This window comes from Gordonia sp. HS-NH1 (assembly GCF_001418765.1).
Classification (GTDB): Bacteria; Actinomycetota; Actinomycetes; order Mycobacteriales; family Mycobacteriaceae; genus Gordonia.
This window is the reverse complement of sequence record NZ_LIYC01000001.1, coordinates 92101-111993: the sequence shown is the minus strand read 5'-3', so window position 1 is coordinate 111993 and position 19893 is coordinate 92101. Positions and strand designations below refer to the sequence as shown.

The following is a 19893-nucleotide window of genomic DNA, read 5'->3' as shown; positions in this document are numbered from 1 at the left end:
CATGACCGTCGGAAGTATGACCATCGGGCGCAAGGTGCTCTTCGGTGTGCTCGCCGTGGTTCTCGCGATCGCCCTGATCCTCGTCGGCTGGAAGGTGTTCACCAAATCCACGACGAACACCTTCACCGCCTATTTCGGCGGTGTCGCCAGTCTCTACAAGGGCGACCCGGTCCGGGTGCTCGGTGTGAACGTCGGCAGTGTCTCGGCGATAACCCCGCGCGAGAACGACGTGAAAGTCGAACTGCGCGTGGACAAGAGCGTCGACATCCCGCAGGACGCGAAGGCGGTCATCGTCGCACAGAGTCTGGTCTCGGGCCGGTTCGTGCAGCTGACGCCGGTCTACTCGGGCGGGCCGCAGATGTCCGACGGCGCCGACATCCCGATGGATCGCACCGCGGTGCCGATGGAGTGGGACGACATCAAGGCCCAGCTCACCCGGCTCACCGAGGCCATCGGGCCGGAGGGGGCCGATCCGGGGTCGGCGGCCAAGGCGGTCAACGTCTTCGACGAGAACCTCGAGGGCAACGGGGAGGCGATCAACGCCTCGATCCGCGAGGTGTCCGACGTGATCGGCACCCTCGCGGCCGGCAGCGGCGATCTGTTCGCCACCATCCAGAGCCTGCAGAAACTGACCGACGCACTGTCGGGCAGCCACGAACAGCTGGTGCAGTTCAACGGCCGGATCGCCTCGGTCAGTTCGGTTCTCGCGGACAACACGACCGAACTCGACGAGGCGCTGAAAGGCCTCGACGCGGCGATGACCGACGTGCAGACCTTCATCGACACCAACCAGACGGCGCTGTCGTCGTCGGTGGAGCGACTGGCGGCGAGTACGAAGATCGTGGCGGACAAGGACCAACAGGTGCGCGGCGTGTTGCATTCGGCGCCCAACCAGCTCGCGAACTTCTACAACATCTACAACCCGCTGTCGGGTTCGCTCTCGGGTGTGTTCGGTCTGGGCAACGGCACCAACCTGATCACGCTGCTGTGCGGGTCGATGGAATCGACCAAGCGACCCGGCACCACGATGGCCGACGTCGACAAGTGCGTGGAGATCCTCGCGCCCGTCCTGTCGTCGATCTCGATGAACTACCCACCGTTCCTGACCAATCCGGTGCAGGGCCGCAACGCGACACCGAGCCAGCTCCAATATCAGAACGCGAGTGTTCGCGCGCGTGCGAACGCCGGTGTCACCCGGTTGGACAACGAGACCCGGCGTGACAATCGGGGCAGTCCGCTCGAGGATCTGCTGGTCCCGTTCGGAGGTGACCGATGAGGCCGGCACGCCTGCGCGGCGGGCTGGTCACGGGCGCGGCATCCCTCGCGCTGATCCTGGCCGGATGTTCGTTCGACGGCCCCAACTCGCTGCCGGTCCCGGGCGCCGAGGGCACCGGTGGTGGTTCCTACGAGATCACCGCCCTGATCCCGTCGGCTGCCGGACTGGTCAACAACGCGCCGGTCCTCATCGACGACGCGACGGTCGGGAGCATCGGCGACATCGAGGTGGAGGACTGGAACGCGCTGGTCACCATCCGACTCAACGACGGTGTGATCGTCCCGCGCGGGTCGCACGTCATGGTGGGGCTGACGAGTGTGCTGGGTTCGACGCACCTGGAGATCGTGCAACCGGCCGAACCCGAGGGCGGCCGGCTCGAGCCGGGCGACCAGATCCCCCTCACCAAGTGCCCGGAGCAATCCAACATCGTGCCGGACCCGTCAGTGCCCGCGGTCCCCGACATCAATGCGGCACAACAGGTGTCGGCATGCACCTATCCCAGTACCGAACAGGTGCTGAGCTCACTGTCGGTGGTGCTCAACGGTGGTGGCCTGTCGCAGATCGGCGACATCGTGCACGAGATGAGTGAGGTCTTCGGCGGACGCGAGGACCAGATCAAGGAACTCATCCCGCGGCTGAACACACTCGTCGCCGATCTGGATGCGCAGAAGGGCAACATCATCCGGGCCACCGAAGGACTCGACCGGTTGTCGCGCACCATGAACGAGCAGGCCGGCACCATCGAACGCGCGCTCGCCGACAGTCCCCAGATACTGCAGCTGCTCGTCGACCAGCGTCAGCAGTTCCTCGACACGCTCGGCTCGGTCGCGACACTGTCGAAGACCGCCAACGACATCCTCGATGCCAACTCCGAGAACATCGTGACGATCGTGGAGGGCATCGAACCGGCCCTCGATCAGCTCCAGGCCGCCGGTCCCGCGATGACGCAATCGCTGAACATCCTGCTGACCTTCCCGTTCTACGAACCGACGATCCGGACGATCGTCAAGGGTGACTACGTGAACTCGGACCTCGTCCTCGATCTGACCCTCGAACGCCTGAACAAGACGATGTTCGCCAGTCTCGGCGTCACCGGTCCCGAGGGCGTCTTCGGTCGTCCGGCCGGCGCCGCCGCGCGCGGGCTCGACCCGTTCATCGCGCCGCTGCAACCGGGTGGTGAGCGGTTGCCCGACTCGACCGAACCGGTTCCGGCGAACATGATCCCGCGGAGTCCGGCGGTCACGCCGGTCCCGGCGGCGGGGGGTGGCCGCTGATGAAGATCACGCGATTCGTCCGGATGCAGCTGATGCTCTTCGCCATCGTGACCGTGGTCGCGATGGTGGTGATGGCGCTGTTCTACATCCGCATCCCGTCGATGTTCGGGGTCGGTAGCTATCAGGTGCAGCTGCTGCTGCCCACCAGCGGTGGCCTGTACCAGAACGCGAACGTCAGCTATCGCGGCGTCTACGTCGGCAAGGTCGACTCGGTGCAGCTGACCGACACCGGTGTCGAGGCGATGCTCACCATCGAGAACGGTGCGGAGATCCCGGCGTCGTCGACCGCGTCGGTGCGCAGCGTCTCCGCGATCGGCGAGCAGTTCGTGGAGTTCACGCCGGACCCCGAGGCCGGTGAGTCCGGAGAATTGCTGCAGGACGGTGCCACGGTCTCGACCGACAAGGTGCCGGTGGAGATCTCCGCGATGCTCGACCAGGCCGACCGGTTGCTCGCCGAGATCGGCGACACTCGGCTGCGCTCGCTCATGGACGAGGCCTTCGTCGCGTTCAACGGCACGGGGGAAGCGCTCCAGCGGCTGCTCGACTCGATGGTCCTCTTCGTCGACGAGGCGAACAAGAACACCGACACGACGATCCAGCTGGTCGAACAGGGTGCGCCGCTGCTGGCCACCCAGTCGCGCACCGCCGACGCCATCCGATCCTGGACGCGGGACGTCACCGCGTTCACCGACCAGCTCCGCGCGAACCGCCCCGAGATCGGCGACATCCTGCGGAAGGGGCCGGCCACCGCGTCGAAGAGCCAGGAACTCTTCGAGTCCCTCGGTGCGTCGTACCCGCTGCTGGTCTCGAATCTGGGGACCATCGCCAAGACGCAGGTGGTGTACCTGCCGAACTGGAAGCAGGTGCTGGTTCTCTATCCGCGACTGGTCAGTTCGCTGATCACGGCGCTGAACACCGGAACCACGCGGTTCGGACCCAACGTCAACTTCTCGCTGGCCTTCCAGGACCGGCCGCCGTGCAACATCGGCTTCCTGCCGAAGGAGGACTGGCGCTGGCCCTCGGAGCAGACCGCCCGTGAGTTGCCGCCGGGCATGCTGTGCCGGGTGCCGCAGAACTCCAACATCGCCGTCCGCGGCGCCCGCAATTACCCGTGCGCGGAGTTCCCGGGACGACGGGCGCCCACCCCGGCTGAGTGCGAAACCGGCTATGTACCCAAGCCGGGCTCGGTCGACCCGTTCCAGAGCGGACTGCCGTTCGGGCTGAAATGGCAGCCGGCCTCCTCCGGTACCGTGACACCGGGCACACCGAAGGACTTCGACGCGGAGCCCGCGGTGTACGCCACGACATACGACCCGGACTCGGGCAACTTCATCGGACCCGACGGGAAGACCTACAACGCCGGGGCCGGCAGCGATGAGCAGGGACAGAGCAGTACATGGCAGACGATGATCAGCGGGACGGTCGCCCCGTGACCCCGGACGGGCCCGGTACGGCATCCCCAGATCGCACCGGCACGGGTGACAGTCGGAATACGAAGCGGCCCGTGCGGTCGGCTCCGATCAGGCGTGGTCGTCCCGCCGGCAAGAAGCCGTCGAAGTCGTCGAAGCCGACCGCACCGGCTCCCGCACCCGACGATCCCGCAGCCACAGATGGGGACACCGACACGCCGTCGCCGGCCACCGCCGATTCCGCGCACGACACGACGTCGACGGTGTCCCCGCCGGAGTCGAGCCGGCGGACCGACGCCGAACCACCGATCGCGCCCGACCCGTCCGAGGTCGAGAAGACCGTCAGCTACCGGGAGCGCCGACGAGCCCGGACGGCTGCGTCGTCGAATGCCCGGGCACCGAAGGGCAAGCGCCGCATTCGTTATCGCGGTTCCGGCCGTCGCTCGCCGCGGACAATCGTGGGTGTTGTGGTGGCGCTCGTGGTCATCGTGGTGTGTGCCATCGCGTCGGTGGTGTTCGCGCTCGGTATCGCGCGACAGGACCGGACCGACGACCTGCGTGCCGAGTATTCGGCGTTCGCGTCGCAGGTGCTCGTGAACCTCACCAGCATGAACCCCGACACCGTCGACCAGACGCTGAACTCGGTGCAGGAGGACACCAGCGGCAAGGTCAAGCAGGAGGTGGAGACCAACATCCAGCAGGTCGCGGCACTCGTCCGGGACGGCAAGCTGGAAACACGGTCGCTCATCCTCAGCTCCGCGGTCACCAAGGCCGAACCCGACGAGGGCTCGGTCATCATGGTGTTCGGCTGGCACCAGCGGTCCCTCGACGGCGAGGTGCCGTCGCAGGAGAAGGTCTTCCGCTGGCGGGTCGACATGACACGGATCAACGGCGACCTCAAGATGACCGACTTCGAGTGGGTGGCGTGATGGCGTCGAAGTCGAAGTCGAAGTCGAAGTCGAAGTCGAAGTCGAAGTCGAAGTCGAAGTCGAAGTCGAAGTCGCGATTCACGGTGGGGAAGGGGCGTCTCGGGCTGATCGCGCTCGGTGTCGTGCTGGTCGCCGCGGTCGTGGCGACAGCGTTCCTCGGGTTCCGTTTCACCCAGGGCCGCGCCGTCGAGGATGCGCGTGCATCGTCACTCACGGCGGCTCGTGAGTATGCGACGACGATGTTCGGCTACAACGCCGAGAACGTCACCGAGCACATCGATCAGTCGATGAGTGTGCTCACCGGGCCGGCCAAGCCGGAGTACACGAAACTGATCACCGACAACAACCTCGCCGCCGAGGTGCGCAAGCAGTCGGTGGTGTCCGAGGTGACGATCCAGGACGCGGGCGTGGTGACCAACACGGCCGACACCTCGCAGGTCTTGATCTTCATGAACCAGTCGGTGACCCGCGGCAACAAGGAACTCGTCAGCATCAATCCGTCGCGGCTGACCTTCGACATGAAGCGCGAGGGCGACCGCTGGCTCATCAACGCCATCGAGGTCATCACCGACGACACGTTCCGATCGAAGATCGAGGTCGTCGAGTCGCTGCCCCCCGACGCGAAGCCGGTACCCGCCCCGAGTTCCGCCCCCACGGCGACGCCGTCGGGGACGCCATCGGTGGCCCCCGGCCCCGCCGGAGCGCCGGTTCCCACCCCCTGACCGCGTTAATCCGTTGCGGCGCGCCGCAATCGGGCGTACTTTCGCGGGTACACAAGGAAGGAGGTGGTCTGATAGTGATTTCTCATCGGACATGTGAGGTGACCATCCGCTAGCAGTTGACCGTGTGGCATTCGTGTCGCACCGAGACGGGATCCATCCGTCGGTCGGCGCAAGCGAATACCAGGTGGTCACCCGGCCCCCGCATCCCGACCCGGTCCGGTCGGCGCAGGCCCCTCGTGGGCGATGCGGGGGCCGTTCCATGTCCGGCCGCGTTCGGTGAGTACCCGTACGGGGTAGAAGTAGACCTGGCGCAGGTACCCCTGGGGGGTATATCCTCACCCGTATGGACACGCACCACGACCATCCACGCGCAGCGGCCTCGCCGACGACCGGCCACGCGGCGAGCCCCCACACCCCAGCCGGGCACGGCAACCACGGGGAGCACGACGGGGATGCCGACCACGGTGGGCATGCCGATCACAGCGGGCACGTCGACCGATTCCGGCGACTGTTCTGGATCATGCTCGTCCTGGCCATCCCGACCGTCGCGTTCAATGACATGTTCGCCGACATCCTCGGTTACGAGCTGCCCGACGCGGAGTGGGTGCGATGGGTGTCGCCGCTGTTCGGCACCGTTGTCTACCTGTGGGGCGGACGTCCGTTCCTCGTCGGTGCGGCAGAGGAGATCCGTACCCGTCGTCCGGGGATGATGCTCCTGATCTCGCTGGCCATCACCGTCGCGTTCGTCGCCTCCTGGGGTTCGACGCTGCACCTGTTCGACCATGAGCTGAACTTCTGGTGGGAGCTGGCCCTGCTCGTGGTGATCATGCTGCTCGGTCACTGGATCGAGATGCGTTCGCTGGCGCGGACGACGTCGGCGCTCGACTCACTCGCCGCGCTCCTTCCGGACGAGGCCGAGAAGGTCGTGGGGGACGACATCGTCTCGGTGCCGCCCGACTCCCTGGTCGTCGGCGACGTGGTCGTCGTCCGGCCCGGAGCGTCCGTACCCGCCGACGGCACCATCGTCGACGGCTCCGCGAACATGGACGAGTCGATGGTCACCGGCGAGTCGGCCCCCGTTCGGCGTGGGATCGGTGACGTCGTCGTCGCCGGCACCGTCGCGACCGACTCCGGACTGCGGGTCAGTGTGAACGCGACCGGCGACGACACCGCCCTGGCCGGCATCGGACGCCTCGTCGCCGACGCGCAGGCCTCCTCGTCGCGGGCCCAGCGGCTCGCCGACACCGCGGCCGGGTGGCTGTTCTGGTTCGCTCTCGGTTCCGCCGTGCTCACCGCGATCGTCTGGACCGCCGTCGGGTCGCCCGACGACGCCGTCGTCCGCGCCATCACGGTGCTGGTCATCGCGTGCCCGCATGCACTGGGACTGGCGATCCCGCTCGTCGTCGCCATCGCGACCGAGCGAGCGGCGCGCGCCGGGGTCCTGGTCACGGACCGGCTCGCACTCGAGTCCATGCGCAACGTCGACGCCGTGTTGTTCGACAAGACCGGCACCGTGACCAAGGGGGAGCCGACCGTCGTCGAGATCGAACCCGCTCCGGGACACGATCGGCGTCGGGTGCTGAGCCTCGCGGCCGCCGCGGAGGCGGCCAGTGAGCACCCGTTGGCGTCGGCGATCACGCGTGCCGCCCGGGCCGACGGGGTCGACACGCTCGCCGCCCAGGACTTCTCCTCCTCGCCCGCGGTGGGGGTGTCCGCGTCCGTCGACGGGCACGAGGTCCGGGTGGGTGGACCCAACCTGCTCGACGAACGGGGCCTCGACGAGCTGTCCGTCTCGGCGGCGTGGCGTGCGCAAGGTGCGATCATCCTCCACGTGCTCGTCGACGACCGCGTCGCCGGAGCGATCCGGCTCGCCGACGAGGTCCGGCCGGAGTCGCGCGAAGCCGTGGACGAACTCCACGCGCTCGGTGTCCAGGTCGTGATGATCACCGGAGACGCGCAGGCCGTCGCCGACGACGTCGCCGGTCGACTGGGCATCGATCGGGTGTACGCCGGGGTCCGGCCCGAGGACAAAGCTGCCATCGTCGGCGAGCTGCAGCGTGAGGGACATCGCGTCGCCATGGTCGGCGACGGGGTCAACGACGCCCCCGCCCTCGCGCAGGCCGACGTCGGAATCGCCATCGGCGCCGGTACCGACGTGGCGATCGGCTCGGCCGGCGTCGTCCTGGCCTCCTCCGATCCGCGATCGGTCCTGTCGGTCATCGAGCTGTCGCGCGCCGGCTACCGGAAGATGCGGCAGAACCTCTGGTGGGCAGCGGGATACAACCTCGTCTCGGTGCCCTTGGCGGCCGGAATCCTGGCGCCGGTCGGCTTCGTCCTGCCGATGAGCGTCGGTGCCATCCTGATGTCCGCGTCGACGGTGGTGGTGGCGCTGAACGCCCAGTTGCTGCGACGGCTCGACCTGCGTCCCGGTTCCGTCGGAACCCGCTCCGGGCGCAGGTAGGCCAGGCCGGCGCACCGGCGACGGACGTGGTGATCCGCGTAGCGCAGTACTCGCGAGATTTCGGCACCGAACAGCTGGAATGGTCACACAGCAGAGTCCACGGCGCCCGTCGAGGCGTCGAGAGGGAGAAGGAGCGATGGTGGCCACATCTGTCGCCGCGGCGGTCGGAGAGTCGAACCGCAACCGGGATGAACCCGGCGTGGGCGAACGCTATTGGACCCCGGGCGATCCGGACTTCGGGACGGCGTCGCCACCCCGTTTCGAGTTCGCCGATCCCCACGCCGCCGGGTTGTTCCACGCGGGGTCGTTCCACGCCGAAGGCACGTCCCACGACATCGGTGACCGCATCACCATCCACAACCGCGGCCTGCGCGATGCCGCCGCGGTGGTTCTGCTCGCCGACGGCACGTCGTATCTCGAACCGTTGACTCCCGGCTCGGAAATCGTTCTGCCGGAATGTGATTCACTCACCTATGTGCAGGCGCCGCGCACCACCGGCGGGCGGCCGGTTCTGTACGGCGCGGTGTGGGTGCGGTCCGGACGGGTGATGCCGGTGACGCTGCCGATTCCCACTCGGCGCGAGTTTCTCGATGCCCGGTATCTCACCCCGTGGAGCGCGGAGTGGAACGGCGGTGTCTCCGGCAGACAGATCCTCGACGCCGCTGCGGCGGGCATCTCGTATCAGTACCGCACGGGCGGCTCGACGTTTGTCGTGCGCAACTCGGGCCGTGACTGGATCGGCGTGGTGCATCGATCCGGGACCGACATCACCTTCGTCGAGTGTCCACCGGGAGAACGCGTCTGCTTCGAACTGTCCCCACATGCCGCGCGGGCCGAGGTGTTCTCGGTCGTCGGGCGGCGTGTCGGTGGTACGGCCGGGCACGGACCGTACATGTCGCCGTCGGGGACGGTGCATCCCGGCTGGGCGGGACGTCCGGGCGAGGCCACCGCCTACGGATCGGTCGTCGTCATGCTCGGGGCGCCGGTGTACAGCGCACTACCGAAGCGGAATCTGTACATGGCGTTCTCGGATCGGCGACGCGGGGGTTCCGGCCCGATCAGCCGACGTGGCGGCGCAGCTTGGCGGACAGTCGCGGGGTGAGGTCCCCGTCGGCGTCGACGCGTTCCTCGACATAGGCGAGGTCGCCATCGGCGACGAGGCCGTACAGGCGTTTGGCGCCGCCGGTGCGTCGGCCGGATTCGGCCTTGATGACGACGTCGGTGGCGAGTTCCCAGGTGGTCTGGTTCAGCGGGGTGCCGTAGAAGAGCTCGATCGATCCCTCGGCGTGCGCGAGGAGCAACTCGATGGAGTCGTCCTCACCGATCCGCCAGAATCCGGATTCGCGGAGATCGGGCTGTTGATAGGAGGCGTCCTCGTCGATCACCCACGAGCGGGACTCCCAGGCGAGGAAGTTCTGACCGTCGTGCGAGACGACGATCTGCTGTGCGAAGTGGTAATCGGTGTCCGTCTCGGGATCATGCCCTTCACCCTCTCCGCGCCACACACCCACGAGGGGGAGCAGGGCGAGGAGGCCGGGGTGGAGATCGGCACCCAGGCGGAGGTTGGCGGTGTCGGCGGGGAGCGGCAGATCATCCCAGGTGGGGATGTTGCGTTCCCGGCTGCCGGACTCCGCCGCACGGGCTTCGGCCTGACTGATCGCCTCGTCGCCGGACCGGCGGGGTTCGGCGTCGGCGACGAACCCGTCATCGGAGGGCTCCGGATGACCTGGATTGTCCGCGGCCGGACCTCCGGGTGCGGACGTCACGACTCGTCGGTCACCAGGCGGTACAGCGTGTAGACACCGAACCAGGTGATCAGCACAGCGGCCAGGATCAGCAGGATTTCGAAGAAGAGGACCACGAGAGAAATTCTAACCCCGGGCCGGCGGGTGGGCCTCCGCAGGGTCGCAACGAGACAGCCCGGTCACCGCGGATGCGGTGACCGGGCTGTCTGGTCGACATCGGCGTCACTTCGAGACGGTGATGTCCTTCTCGTGGATGCCGGGGCCCTCGGGACTGATCGTCACGTCGCCGTTGCCCACAGCGGACAGGGCGCGAAGCGTCCAGGTGCCGGGGGCGGCGAAGAAGCGGAAGTCACCGGTGGGCGAGGCAACGACCTCGGCGGTGAATTCACCGGTCGAGTCGAGCAGACGGACGAAGGCGCCGGCGACGGGCGAGCCCGAGCCGTCGGTGACCTGTCCGGTCAGGACGGTCTCCTTCTCCACGTCGACGCCCGCGGGCAGCTTCTGTCCCTGCTTGGGTGCAGCACACATATCTCTTACTTTCCTTCTCCGAGTTCGATCGGGACGCCGATCAGCGAGCCGTATTCGGTCCAGCTGCCGTCGTAGTTCTTGACGTTCTGGTGACCGAGCAGTTCCTTCAGGACGAACCAGGTGTGGCTCGAGCGCTCGCCGATACGGCAGTAGGCGATGGTGTCCTTCGAGCCGTCGAGGCCGGCCTCGCCGTAGAGCTCCTTGAGCTCCTCGTCGGACTTGAAGGTGCCGTCCTCGTTGGCGGCCTTGCTCCACGGCACGTTGATGGCGCTGGGGATGTGGCCGGGACGCTGGCTCTGCTCCTGCGGGAGGTGAGCCGGCGCGAGGATCTTGCCCGAGAACTCGTCAGGGCTGCGCACATCGACGAGGTTCTTGACGTTGATGGCGTCGACGACCTCGTCGCGGAAGGCGCGGATGCTGAGGTCCGGCTCGCCTGCCTTGTAGGTCGTGGCGGGGCGGCTGACGGCATCGCTGGACAGCGGGCGACCGTCGAGTTCCCACTTCTTGCGGCCGCCGTCGAGCAGCTTGACCTCGTTGTGGCCGTACAGCTTGAAGTACCAGTAGGCGTAGGCGGCGAACCAGTTGTTGTTGCCGCCGTAGAGGATCACGGTGTCGTCGTTGGCGATGCCGCGCTCGGAGAGCAGGGCGCCGAACTGCTCGGCGTCGACGAAGTCGCGGCGGACCGGATCCTGCAGGTCGGTCTTCCAGTCGAGCTTGACGGCGCCGGCGATGTGGCCGCCGTCGTAGGCCGAGGTGTCCTCGTCGACCTCGACGAAGACGGTCTTGTCGGCATTGAGGTTCTGCTCAGCCCATTCGGTGCTGACCAGGACGTCGGAACGTGCCATGGCGGTGTCCTTTCCAGTGGATCTGTGATGGTCGTCGATCAGATGGAGATGGTGGAGAGTGAGGCGCGGGACGGATTCCCGCGTTCTCGGCGGAGATGATGAGCGCGGGTGGCGGCGCATGGAATCGAGGATTCAGACCTCGGTGGAGACGCCCCCGTCCTCATCGACGGTGTGGGCGGCCGGCTGCTCACGCAGCACGGATGGTCACACCGTCAACGGCGAGTGCGACAACAACAGTCGGCGACACGACAGAAGTCGATCGCCCGGCGTCGTGTGAGCAAGTACTCACGGCGCTGCTGCATGCCCACGAGGGTACAACAGAGCCGATCTCGGACCCCAACGGCCGGGGTGCTTTGGCGCCGACACCGCCAGAAACCCGTCTGAACTGCTCAGAGTCTCCTCGGACGGTCGTCTCAGAAGCGGTCGGGACGGACCGCGGCCGGGCCCGAATCGCCGACCAGCTGGACGTCCCCGCCGAAGCTCTCCGCGCGCTCGGCCGTGACATCCCAGGCCATCGGCAGGCGGGGGAGCGTCATGCTGAACCGGTCGAGCACCGCGGTGCGCATCTCGGGCGGGACCTCGGCGTCGACGTGGCGTTCGGGCCCGGTGTAGAAGCCGGTGGCCCGGATGTCCAGTGCGCCGTCGACGACGGCGAGGTCGACGGAGACACTGACTCGGACCTTCGGCCCGTCGTAGGCCGACGCCGACGGCGGGTCGGCGGGATCGAGGCCGTCGCGCGGCGGCAGCGCGACCGTACCGGTGAACACCACGCCGCTCTGGCGACTGACGGTGCCGTCCTGGGGGCCGCCCGCGCCGGCCCTGCCGTCCGGCCCCGGGGTGCTCACGGTCAGGTCGACGATGCGCAGGTACCGGGCGAGGGTGACGGCGTCGAGGCGGGTGTATGCCGAGATCGAGCGGGTGTGGAGAACATCACTCGGGGAGAATCCGCTGCCGTCGGCGACGTCGAACGGGCCGAGCGAGGCACCCAGCTCACCCCGGCAGACACCGCGAACGGGCTCGCATCCCGGTAGTTCGACGCCCCGCGCGGCGATGGTGGCACCCGCGAAGTGACCGGCGGATGACTGGGAGGTGAACGGGAAACCGGCGATGGTGACCTCGGGATCGAAAGTCACGCGGGGGGATTCGGCGATCGCGCGGGAGAGCTGGTATTCCCCGCGGACGGCGGCCCCGACGTCGACGCCGACGGCGACCCCCACTGCGGCAAGGGTGGCGACGATGCCGATGACGAGCACTTTCCGGATGCGCGGCATACTCGGCCGATCACCCTCCCCGTCGTCGTCATCCTGCGGTCGAGGTCGCCTTGTTAACAGCGAACCGCCCCGGTGGCGCTATTCTGTCACCTGTCCCGCACACGTTGGTAAGGCGGCGTAAACAATCGCCGAGCGCATGTGGGGGTGGCGTTCACGTCGTGGTGAGCGATCTGGATGGTCCGGGACGGGGACGAACGAGATCGGAGTGCTTGGTGGATCTCTTGTTGTTGACGGCCGACCCCAATCCGGAGTCGGTCTTGCCGTCGTTGTCGCTCCTCGCGCATACGGTGAGGACCGCTCCGACCGAGGTGTCGTCACTCATGGAGGCGGGGAACGCCGATGTGGCGCTGGTCGACGCGCGCGCCGATCTGGCCGCAGCTCGTGGACTGTGCCGGCTGTTGGGCAGTACCGGCTCCTCGGTGCCGGTTGCGGCGGTGCTGACCGAGGGTGGGCTGGTCGCGGTCAACGCGGACTGGGGTATCGACGAATTCCTGCTGCCGGGGACCGGCCCCGCGGAGCTCGACGCCCGGCTGCGCCTGCTCGTGGTGCGCACCCGCGGGGTCGCGGCCGAGGAGTCCTCGGGCAAGGTCACCCTGGGTGAACTCGTGATCGACGAGGGGACCTACACCGCGCGGCTGCGCGGACGTCCGCTCGACCTGACCTACAAGGAATTCGAACTCCTGAAGTATCTGGCGCAGAACGCGGGTCGCGTGTTCACCAGGGCGCAGCTGCTGCAGGAGGTGTGGGGGTACGACTTCTTCGGCGGCACCCGCACCGTCGACGTGCACGTCCGTCGACTCCGCGCCAAGCTCGGCAGCGAGCACGAATCGCTGATCGGCACAGTGCGCAACGTGGGTTACAAGGCCGTGCGTCCGACGCGGGGCCGGGCGGCGGCGGCCGACACCGATCTGTCCGACGACGAGCCGGCGGGTCCTGGCCCGGTCGGTGCCGAGCAGGCGGACGCCGACGACTTCGACGGCGCTCTCGACGGTCCGGATCCCTTCGACGAGGAGTTCAGTGCAAGCGCCGGAAACTGATCAGGTGCAGGTGCATCGGGGCGCGCTGCCCGACGATGTCGCGGATTTCGCTCATCGCCTGGTGCGCGATGCGACAGCGGCCGACGGCGTCGCCCCGCTCTCGGAGGGCGCGGTGACGGCCATCGACGCTCCGGACGGATCGCCGGTCGTGCATGTCTGGTCGACTGCGGCCTATGCCGTCATCGTCCCGGGTCGCGACGGTGAGCCGGCGATGATCGAGGCGGTCGTCGATCCGGCCCATCGGCGCAAGGGGCACGGTCGGCAACTGCTCGACGCGGCCTTCGGTGCCGCACCCGTTCCCGAGTCGGGAGCCGGGGTGCGGGTGTGGGCGCACGGTGACCTGCCCGGCGCGGTGGCGCTCGCCGCATCCATGGGCCTGACGAAGCGTCGCGAACTGCTGCAGCTGCGTCGTCCGGTCGGAGCCGGCCACGAACTCCCGGAACTCGTCGTCGACCCGACCGTCGAGCTCCGGACCTATGCCGGACCGTCCGACGATGCCGAGATCCTGCGCGTGAACAACGCGGCCTTCGACTGGCATCCGGAGCAGGGTGGCTGGTCCGCGGAGCAGATCCGCGAACGGGTGGGCGCCGACTGGTTCGATCCGGAGGGTCTGTTCCTCGCCTTCGACCGTTCCGGCGGCGAGGCCGGCGACGAGCCCGGCAGGCTCCTCGGGTTCCACTGGACCAAGCGGCACGACGCCGACCTCGGCGAGGTCTACATCGTCGGGGTCGATCCCGCCGCACAGGGCCGGGGGCTCGGCCGATTGCTGACGCTGGCCGGACTGCACCATCTCGCGCGCGCAGGTGTCTCGGAGATCAACCTCTACGTGGAGGGCGACAACGCCGCCGCGCTGCACACCTATGAGCGGCTCGGGTTCACCCGTTACGCCGTCGACGTCGCCTACGGCTGAGTCTCACCGGTCCCGCGTTCGCAGGACGGTGTCGATGGCGTCGACGATGTCGCCGATGTGGGGTTCGCGGACCACGGACAGGTGGTTGCAGTCGAGACGGAGGACGTCGACGTCCCCGGTCACGATGTGGCGCCGCCAGATCGACGGTTCGTCGCGGTTCTCGCTGCCCTGCACCACCAGGGCACGCCCGGAATAGGGGCGGGGACGATGCAGCCGCCCGACCCGGACGCCGAGTTCCTCGAGGGCCTGGGCGTCGGCGGTCGGCGAGGTCTTCACCACGCCCGCGAGCGGGACGCGAATGCGTCGGCGCCACAGTTCTTTCCGCGGAAGCGGCTCGTACACCGGGGTGGTGGTGAGGGACGGGTCGGCACGTTTGGCGCGATGCAGGATCCGCGGCGGGACGAACGTGTCCACCACGACGACCAGGTCGACACGGTGCCCCTCGGCCTCGAGTCGCCGCGCGGTCTCCAGGGCGATGAACCCTCCCAGCGAGTGCCCGACGAGGACGTAGGGTCCCTCGGGCTGGATACGACGCAGGTCGCGCAGATGGCGACGGACGGCGGCGTTGACCGTCCAGTCGGGGATCCCGCGGGTGTCCAGGCCGTGCGGTGCGAACGCGAAAACCGGTCCGACGCCGTCGAGTTCGCCGACGCGGTCGGCGAACGGCACGAACGTGAGTGCCGAGGCGCCCGCGCCGGTGAAACAGAAGACCGGCCGCCCGTGTCCCCGGCGCAACGGGATCGTCGTCGGTGCCAGGCGTTCGCCTCGCCGATCCCGCGACCCCGTGCCCGAGCCGCCGGTGCGGGCGGCGATGATCGTCGCGAGCTCGGCGACGGTCGGCGCGGAGGCCATGTCGGACTGGGTGAGGCCCGCTCGGTGCGTCGAGTTGAGGCGCACCATGATCTGCTGGATCGTCAGGGAATCCGCACCCAAGGCATAGATGTTCTCGGTCCGCCCGACGACATCCAGCGAGAGTTCACCGGCCCAGGTCGCGGCGACGGATGACTCGAGTTCGCCGACAACGGGTTCGATGTGGCGCCGGGGCTCGGGCAGGGCGGTGCGGTCGATCTTGCCCCGGGCATTGCGGGGCAGGTCGGACAGTTCGACGATGTGCGCCGGGACCATCCAGGGGGGCAACGCCTCGCGGAGGCGCGCGCGCAGGGCCGCTGTCGGCGGTGTGCGCCGGTTTCCCTCCGGGACCACGTACGCGATCAATTCGATTGTCTGGCTCGCATTCTCGCGCGCGATGACGACGGCCTCGGAGAGATCGCCCTCGCGTAGGAGCGCGGCGCTCACCTCGGCCGGTTCGACGAGGTAACCCCGGATCTTCACCGCATCGTCGGCGCGGCCGAGCAGGACGAGGTCCTCGCCGTCGAACCGCCCGTTGTCTCCGGAGTGGAACGTGCGAATCCCATTGTCGTCGACCGAGAACCGATCGACGTCGCCGGCCGGGTCGAGGTAGCCGAGAGCGATGTATCGCGAGGAGATCGACACCCGTCCGGACCGTTCGACCCTCACCGTCTTGTGGAGTGCCGGTGTGCCGGCGGGCAGCGGTCCTGTTCGCGCAGGGTCGCCGGCGCGAACGTCGAAGTGTCCGATCGCGTAGGTCTCCGAGGAGCCGGCCCAGTTGGTGACCGTCGCCTGGGGTGCCAACAACAGTGTGGCGGTCGCGGATTCACCGGTGAGCGGCTCACCGGTGGTGATGATCCGTCGCACCGTCGACCACGCGGGGTGGACGGTGCCGGCGGTACTCGAGCGAACGAGTGAACGCAGCAGCGACGGGGTCAGGAAGACGGTGTGGATCTGCTCCGCCGCGATCATGTCGAGCAGGTCGGTCGGCGTGCCCTGCCTGGGGTCGGCCACGAGGACATCGCAGCCGCTCAGCAGTGAACCCATCAAGACGTTCAACCCGCCGCCGAAACTGATCGGCATGCACAGGGCGACGCGCAAGCGCTCACCGAGCCCGAAGCGCTCCCGCATGAAGATCGAGTCACACAGCCACATCGCGCCCGGTTGCAGCACGCCCTTCGGCGTTCCGGTGGAACCGGAAGTGAACTGGATGTTCGTGACCCCGAACGCGGCGTCGGATCCGGATCGGGTGTCCTCGGTCTCGATCGCCCGCGCCGCCGTGTCCGGTGCGGACGCCGCGTCGACGAGGAGGCCGGTCGTCTCGACGACCGGGAGATCACATCGGGTTCCGCAGTCGCGCAACCCGTCCATGTGTTCGGCGTCGGCGATGGCCAGTCCCGGTGGCCGACCGTGGGTGCGCAGCGACGCGAGGATCGCGTCGATCCGCTCCGCGGGCAGGGCCGTGTCGAGCGTGACCAGGGGGCGCCGCGTCAGGAAGACACCGAGGACCACGGCGACGGTGTCCGGCCACAGACCGAGCTGGACGACGACCGGGCCCTGATCAGTGGGCTGCAGGTCGCGGATGCGGGCGGCGACTCCCCGTGCGGCGCGGAGGAGTTCGCGGTAGCTGATCACGGTGTCCGACAAGCGGAGCGCGATCGCGTCCCCGAACCGGTCGGCCGCCGTCGCGAACGCGTGCGCCAGTCCGCCGGTCAGGTCCGGCTCGGGGGCGGAGACAGGCGTGGGCACCGCGGCCAGGGGGCCACGAGAGGTGTCGATGGTCATGGTGTGGTCGTCCTCGCCGAGAGCTCGGCAGCAGTGGTGGTGGGGGTCAGGGCCTGCCGGATGAGGCGCAGCCCGGGAACGAGCAGGAGGATCACGACGGCGACGTTGGCCGTGAGGTAGACGTAACCGACGCCGATGATGCCCCAGTGGTCGGCGCCGAAGACGATGCCGCACAGGACGATCACGCCGAACACGCCCTGCACGCCGACCGCGAGACGGAGTTTGCGGCGCACGCGGGCCAGAGCGGTGTAGATCGTCACGAACGACACCGTCGGCAGGGTGAGCGCCATCAAGCGGATCAGGTCGGTGCCCTCGTCGGCGTACTGCGGTCCCATGATCGCGAGAATCCAGGGCGCGGTGACGAACAGCACGACGCAGCCGATGACCCCGGCGCCGCCGCACAGGGCGATGAACCGGAGCGTTGCCGACCGGAGATCGGCGCCGGGCTCCGCGGCGGTGGCCACGAAGGGTGCCGACGTGGCGTGCAGGAGGATCGACGCGGTGTTGACGACCAGCCAGCAGATCGAGAAGTAGGCGTTCATCTCGGTGCCCAGGCGCGCCACGATGACCAGCGGGACGATGAGCGGCACGACCACCCCGACGGCCGTGATCCCCAGTGAGCCGGCGTAGAACTGGGCGATCTCGCCGGGCCGCGGCAATGTGCCCGGCCCGGTCATCGAGCGTGCGGTTCGACGGATCGCGCCCAGACCCACCCACGCCGCGATCACCGCGGCGGGTAGGACCCAGGCCCAGAAGACGGCGAACCCGGTGGCGATCGGGATGAACGCCGTCACGAGGACCAGCTTGATGGTCGACTGGGAGATGTTCTTCGTGGCGACCGTTCGTGAACGGCCCAGGCCGATGAGGATCTGGTCCTGGATGGCGAAGATGCCGAGAACGGCCACGAACAGCGGGAAAAGCCAAGTCTCCCAGGGGCTCATGAACAGCGAGTCGACCGGTCCGAGGAGGACGAAACCGAGGCCGAGGAGAAGTGCGGCACCGATGATCACCATGCGCCCCGACGCGATCATTCGTGAAGCGTTGCCACCCGCGACCGGCAGAAAGCGTTCGTAGAGACTGCCGATGCTCAGATTCGACAAGGTCGCCAGCAGCGTCGCCGAGGTGATGAGCGCCGACGCCCGACCCACTTCCGCGGTGGTGTAGCCGCGCGCGGCGATCGTCCAGAAGATGAACCCGAGCACGCCGGTCGCCAGACTCGACGTCATGACGGCCATGATGTTGAGGCCCACGCCCGTCTGGTCGCCGAGGAGTCCGCCCGGGTTTCTGGTGAGTCCCCGTCGCGTCCGGATGCGACGGTGGGTGACGGTCACCGTCGGAGTCCGGATCGGTGTGCGGTCGCCGAGATCCGCGGATGGGACCCGAGTCGGTCTTGTGATCGTCGAGACGGCGTGTGCGCGTCGAACACTGACATCTCCGATCCGATCCGGCGGCTGTAGATCTGGCGGGGCGCTCGGATCCGAGATGAGGGTAGCCTATCCTGAAGATTGCTTCCATTCGGTGGTGCCGGAGCCCTTTTCGGGTCGACGGCGCCCTGACCGGCGGGGAGTGCGGAAGGCGAGGACCCCGTGCACGTCTGCGAGTCCGTTTTGGGCGGTTCGTATGAAGCTGATCACAAAGTAAGAGAAGCCTAACCTTACTGGTTATGCTTCTTCTCGCTGAGCGTCGTGGGGGGCGCTTCATGGCTTATCGATGATGCGAATGCTCTGGAGGAATGGTGACCGACTTGATCGACGCTGGGAATGGCACGGGGAGTGCCGATCCGGCGGTGCTCGACGATTTGACGGAGTTCGAGAACGAACTGGGCGTCTCCGAGGCCGGGATCGTGGAGACGGCGAAACCGACTGTCACCGTGGTGATCCCGACCCGGAACGAAGCGCTCAACCTGCCGTATGTTGCCGAGCGGATGCCGCCCGTGGATCAGATCGTCGTCGTCGACGGTGCGTCGGTCGACGGAACGGTGGACGTCGCGCGGTCGTTGTGGCCCGACGCGACGATCGTCTCGCAGACCCGTTCCGGGAAGGGAAACGCGCTCGCCTGCGGGTTCGAGGTGGCGACCGGCGACATCATCGTCATGATCGATGCCGACGGGTCCACCGATCCCGCCGAGATCCCCGACTTCGTCGGAGCGCTCGTGGCCGGCTCGGACCTCGCCAAGGGCAGCCGCTTCTCCCTGGGTGGACACAGCGATGACATCACCGCCTTCCGCCGCGTCGGCAACAAGGGGCTCAACTGGCTCGTGAACCGGATCTTCGCCACCTCGTTCGCCGATCTCTGCTACGGCTACAACGCATTCTGGCGTCGGCACCTGGACGTCCTCGACCTTCCGCTCACCGACTTCGACGAACCCCAGTGGGGCGACGGATTCGAGATCGAGACGATCATCAACGTGCGGATGGCGCGCAGCGGCTTGACGATCCGGGAGGTCGGCAGCCGGGAGTCCAAGCGAATCCACGGACGCAGCAACCTCAACGCCCTGACCGACGGTATGCGCGTGCTCCGGACGATCGGCCTCGAGCGTCGTCTCCATCGCGACGCGAAAGCCTCAGCCGTTCGCTGAGCAGCATCGAAAGACGTTCGGCCGCACCGCTGGACGGCTCGCGTGACAAGAACGCCGGCGACCGTGTGGTCGCCGGCGTCTCGCGCTCTACCGATGAACCTCAACTCGACTGATGGACTTCGATCGAAGTCCATCAGTCGAGTTGAAGTTCATCGGTCGCGTGGGTGTTTGTCCGGACCCTTCGTGGCTCGTCGCTTGCGCTCCTCGCACCTCAGGGAGCAGGAAGCAGGTCGTTCTTTCGGATCAGGGAGCAGGAAGCAGGTCGTTCTTTCGG

The 19893-nt window shown here is 67.9% G+C and carries 16 protein-coding genes; 10 read left to right on the top strand and 6 right to left on the bottom strand.

Annotation, left to right across the window (positions count from 1 at the left end; genetic code table 11):
- Position 1 precedes the first annotated feature (1 nt).
- The 7 genes from AMD30_RS00415 (at position 2) to AMD30_RS00385 (ending at position 9173) form a co-directional block, all read left to right on the top strand.
- A complete protein-coding gene (locus AMD30_RS00415) occupies positions 2–1276 on the top strand; it encodes an MCE family protein (RefSeq protein WP_010840628.1) in 1275 nt (424 codons plus the stop codon).
- Complete coding sequence (locus AMD30_RS00410) at positions 1273–2550, top strand: MCE family protein (RefSeq protein ID WP_010840627.1); 1278 nt, start codon at positions 1273–1275, stop codon at positions 2548–2550. Before AMD30_RS00415 ends, AMD30_RS00410 begins: the two co-directional genes overlap by 4 nt.
- On the top strand, positions 2550–3983 hold the full coding sequence (locus tag AMD30_RS00405; protein WP_010840626.1) for an MCE family protein: 1434 nt from the start codon (positions 2550–2552) through the stop codon (positions 3981–3983). The genes AMD30_RS00410 and AMD30_RS00405 overlap by 1 nt, the downstream gene beginning before the upstream one ends.
- Complete coding sequence (locus tag AMD30_RS00400; RefSeq protein WP_055474376.1) at positions 3947–4888, top strand: hypothetical protein; 942 nt, start codon at positions 3947–3949, stop codon at positions 4886–4888. Before AMD30_RS00405 ends, AMD30_RS00400 begins: the two co-directional genes overlap by 37 nt.
- Positions 4888–5610 carry a hypothetical protein gene (locus tag AMD30_RS00395; RefSeq protein WP_231632605.1) on the top strand — a complete coding sequence of 241 codons (723 nt, stop codon included), beginning with the start codon at positions 4888–4890 and terminating at the stop codon, positions 5608–5610. Before AMD30_RS00400 ends, AMD30_RS00395 begins: the two co-directional genes overlap by 1 nt.
- Positions 5611–5953: 343 nt before the next feature.
- Positions 5954–8071, top strand: coding sequence for a heavy metal translocating P-type ATPase (locus tag AMD30_RS00390; protein ID WP_055474375.1), 2118 nt, complete (start codon positions 5954–5956; stop codon positions 8069–8071).
- Positions 8072–8207: 136 nt separating this feature from the next.
- On the top strand, positions 8208–9173 hold the full coding sequence (locus AMD30_RS00385; protein ID WP_055474374.1) for a hypothetical protein: 966 nt from the start codon (positions 8208–8210) through the stop codon (positions 9171–9173).
- On the opposite strand, the gene AMD30_RS00380 is transcribed toward AMD30_RS00385, so the two are convergent.
- The 4 genes from AMD30_RS00380 to AMD30_RS00365 all read right to left on the bottom strand — a co-directional run bounded on the left by AMD30_RS00380 (position 9130) and on the right by AMD30_RS00365 (position 12460).
- Positions 9130–9837: an FABP family protein gene (locus AMD30_RS00380; RefSeq protein WP_010840621.1), complete on the bottom strand. Its 708-nt coding sequence runs from the start codon at positions 9835–9837 to the stop codon at positions 9130–9132. The genes AMD30_RS00385 and AMD30_RS00380 overlap by 44 nt on opposite strands.
- Before the next feature lie 201 nt (positions 9838–10038).
- Positions 10039–10344 (bottom strand): DUF1416 domain-containing protein, encoded by a 306-nt coding sequence (locus tag AMD30_RS00375; protein ID WP_010840619.1) that lies wholly within the window; start codon positions 10342–10344, stop codon positions 10039–10041.
- 5 nt (positions 10345–10349) lie between these two features.
- Complete coding sequence (locus AMD30_RS00370; RefSeq protein WP_010840618.1) at positions 10350–11189, bottom strand: sulfurtransferase; 840 nt, start codon at positions 11187–11189, stop codon at positions 10350–10352.
- Between the two features lie 413 nt (positions 11190–11602).
- On the bottom strand, positions 11603–12460 hold the full coding sequence (locus AMD30_RS00365; RefSeq protein WP_055474373.1) for an LmeA family phospholipid-binding protein: 858 nt from the start codon (positions 12458–12460) through the stop codon (positions 11603–11605).
- Positions 12461–12672: 212 nt separating this feature from the next.
- Here AMD30_RS00365 and AMD30_RS00360 point away from each other — a divergent pair, with 212 nt between their 5' ends.
- Positions 12673–13497 carry a winged helix-turn-helix domain-containing protein gene (locus tag AMD30_RS00360; RefSeq protein ID WP_010840616.1) on the top strand — a complete coding sequence of 275 codons (825 nt, stop codon included), beginning with the start codon at positions 12673–12675 and terminating at the stop codon, positions 13495–13497.
- A 4-nt stretch (positions 13498–13501) separates the two neighbouring features.
- Positions 13502–14407 (top strand): mycothiol synthase, encoded by a 906-nt coding sequence (gene mshD, locus AMD30_RS00355; RefSeq protein WP_055474372.1) that lies wholly within the window; start codon positions 13502–13504, stop codon positions 14405–14407.
- Positions 14408–14410: 3 nt separating this feature from the next.
- Here mshD and AMD30_RS00350 read toward each other — a convergent pair whose 3' ends face one another.
- Both AMD30_RS00350 and AMD30_RS00345 read right to left on the bottom strand, forming a co-directional pair.
- A complete protein-coding gene (locus AMD30_RS00350) occupies positions 14411–17041 on the bottom strand; it encodes an alpha/beta fold hydrolase (RefSeq protein WP_055474371.1) in 2631 nt (876 codons plus the stop codon).
- Positions 17038–18372 carry a lipopolysaccharide biosynthesis protein gene (locus AMD30_RS00345; RefSeq protein ID WP_055474370.1) on the bottom strand — a complete coding sequence of 445 codons (1335 nt, stop codon included), beginning with the start codon at positions 18370–18372 and terminating at the stop codon, positions 17038–17040. The genes AMD30_RS00350 and AMD30_RS00345 overlap by 4 nt, the downstream gene beginning before the upstream one ends.
- Before the next feature lie 401 nt (positions 18373–18773).
- On the opposite strand from AMD30_RS00345, the gene AMD30_RS00340 reads away from it, so the two are divergent.
- Positions 18774–19619 (top strand): glycosyltransferase family 2 protein, encoded by an 846-nt coding sequence (locus tag AMD30_RS00340; protein WP_010840612.1) that lies wholly within the window; start codon positions 18774–18776, stop codon positions 19617–19619.
- Positions 19620–19893: the final 274 nt, after the last annotated feature.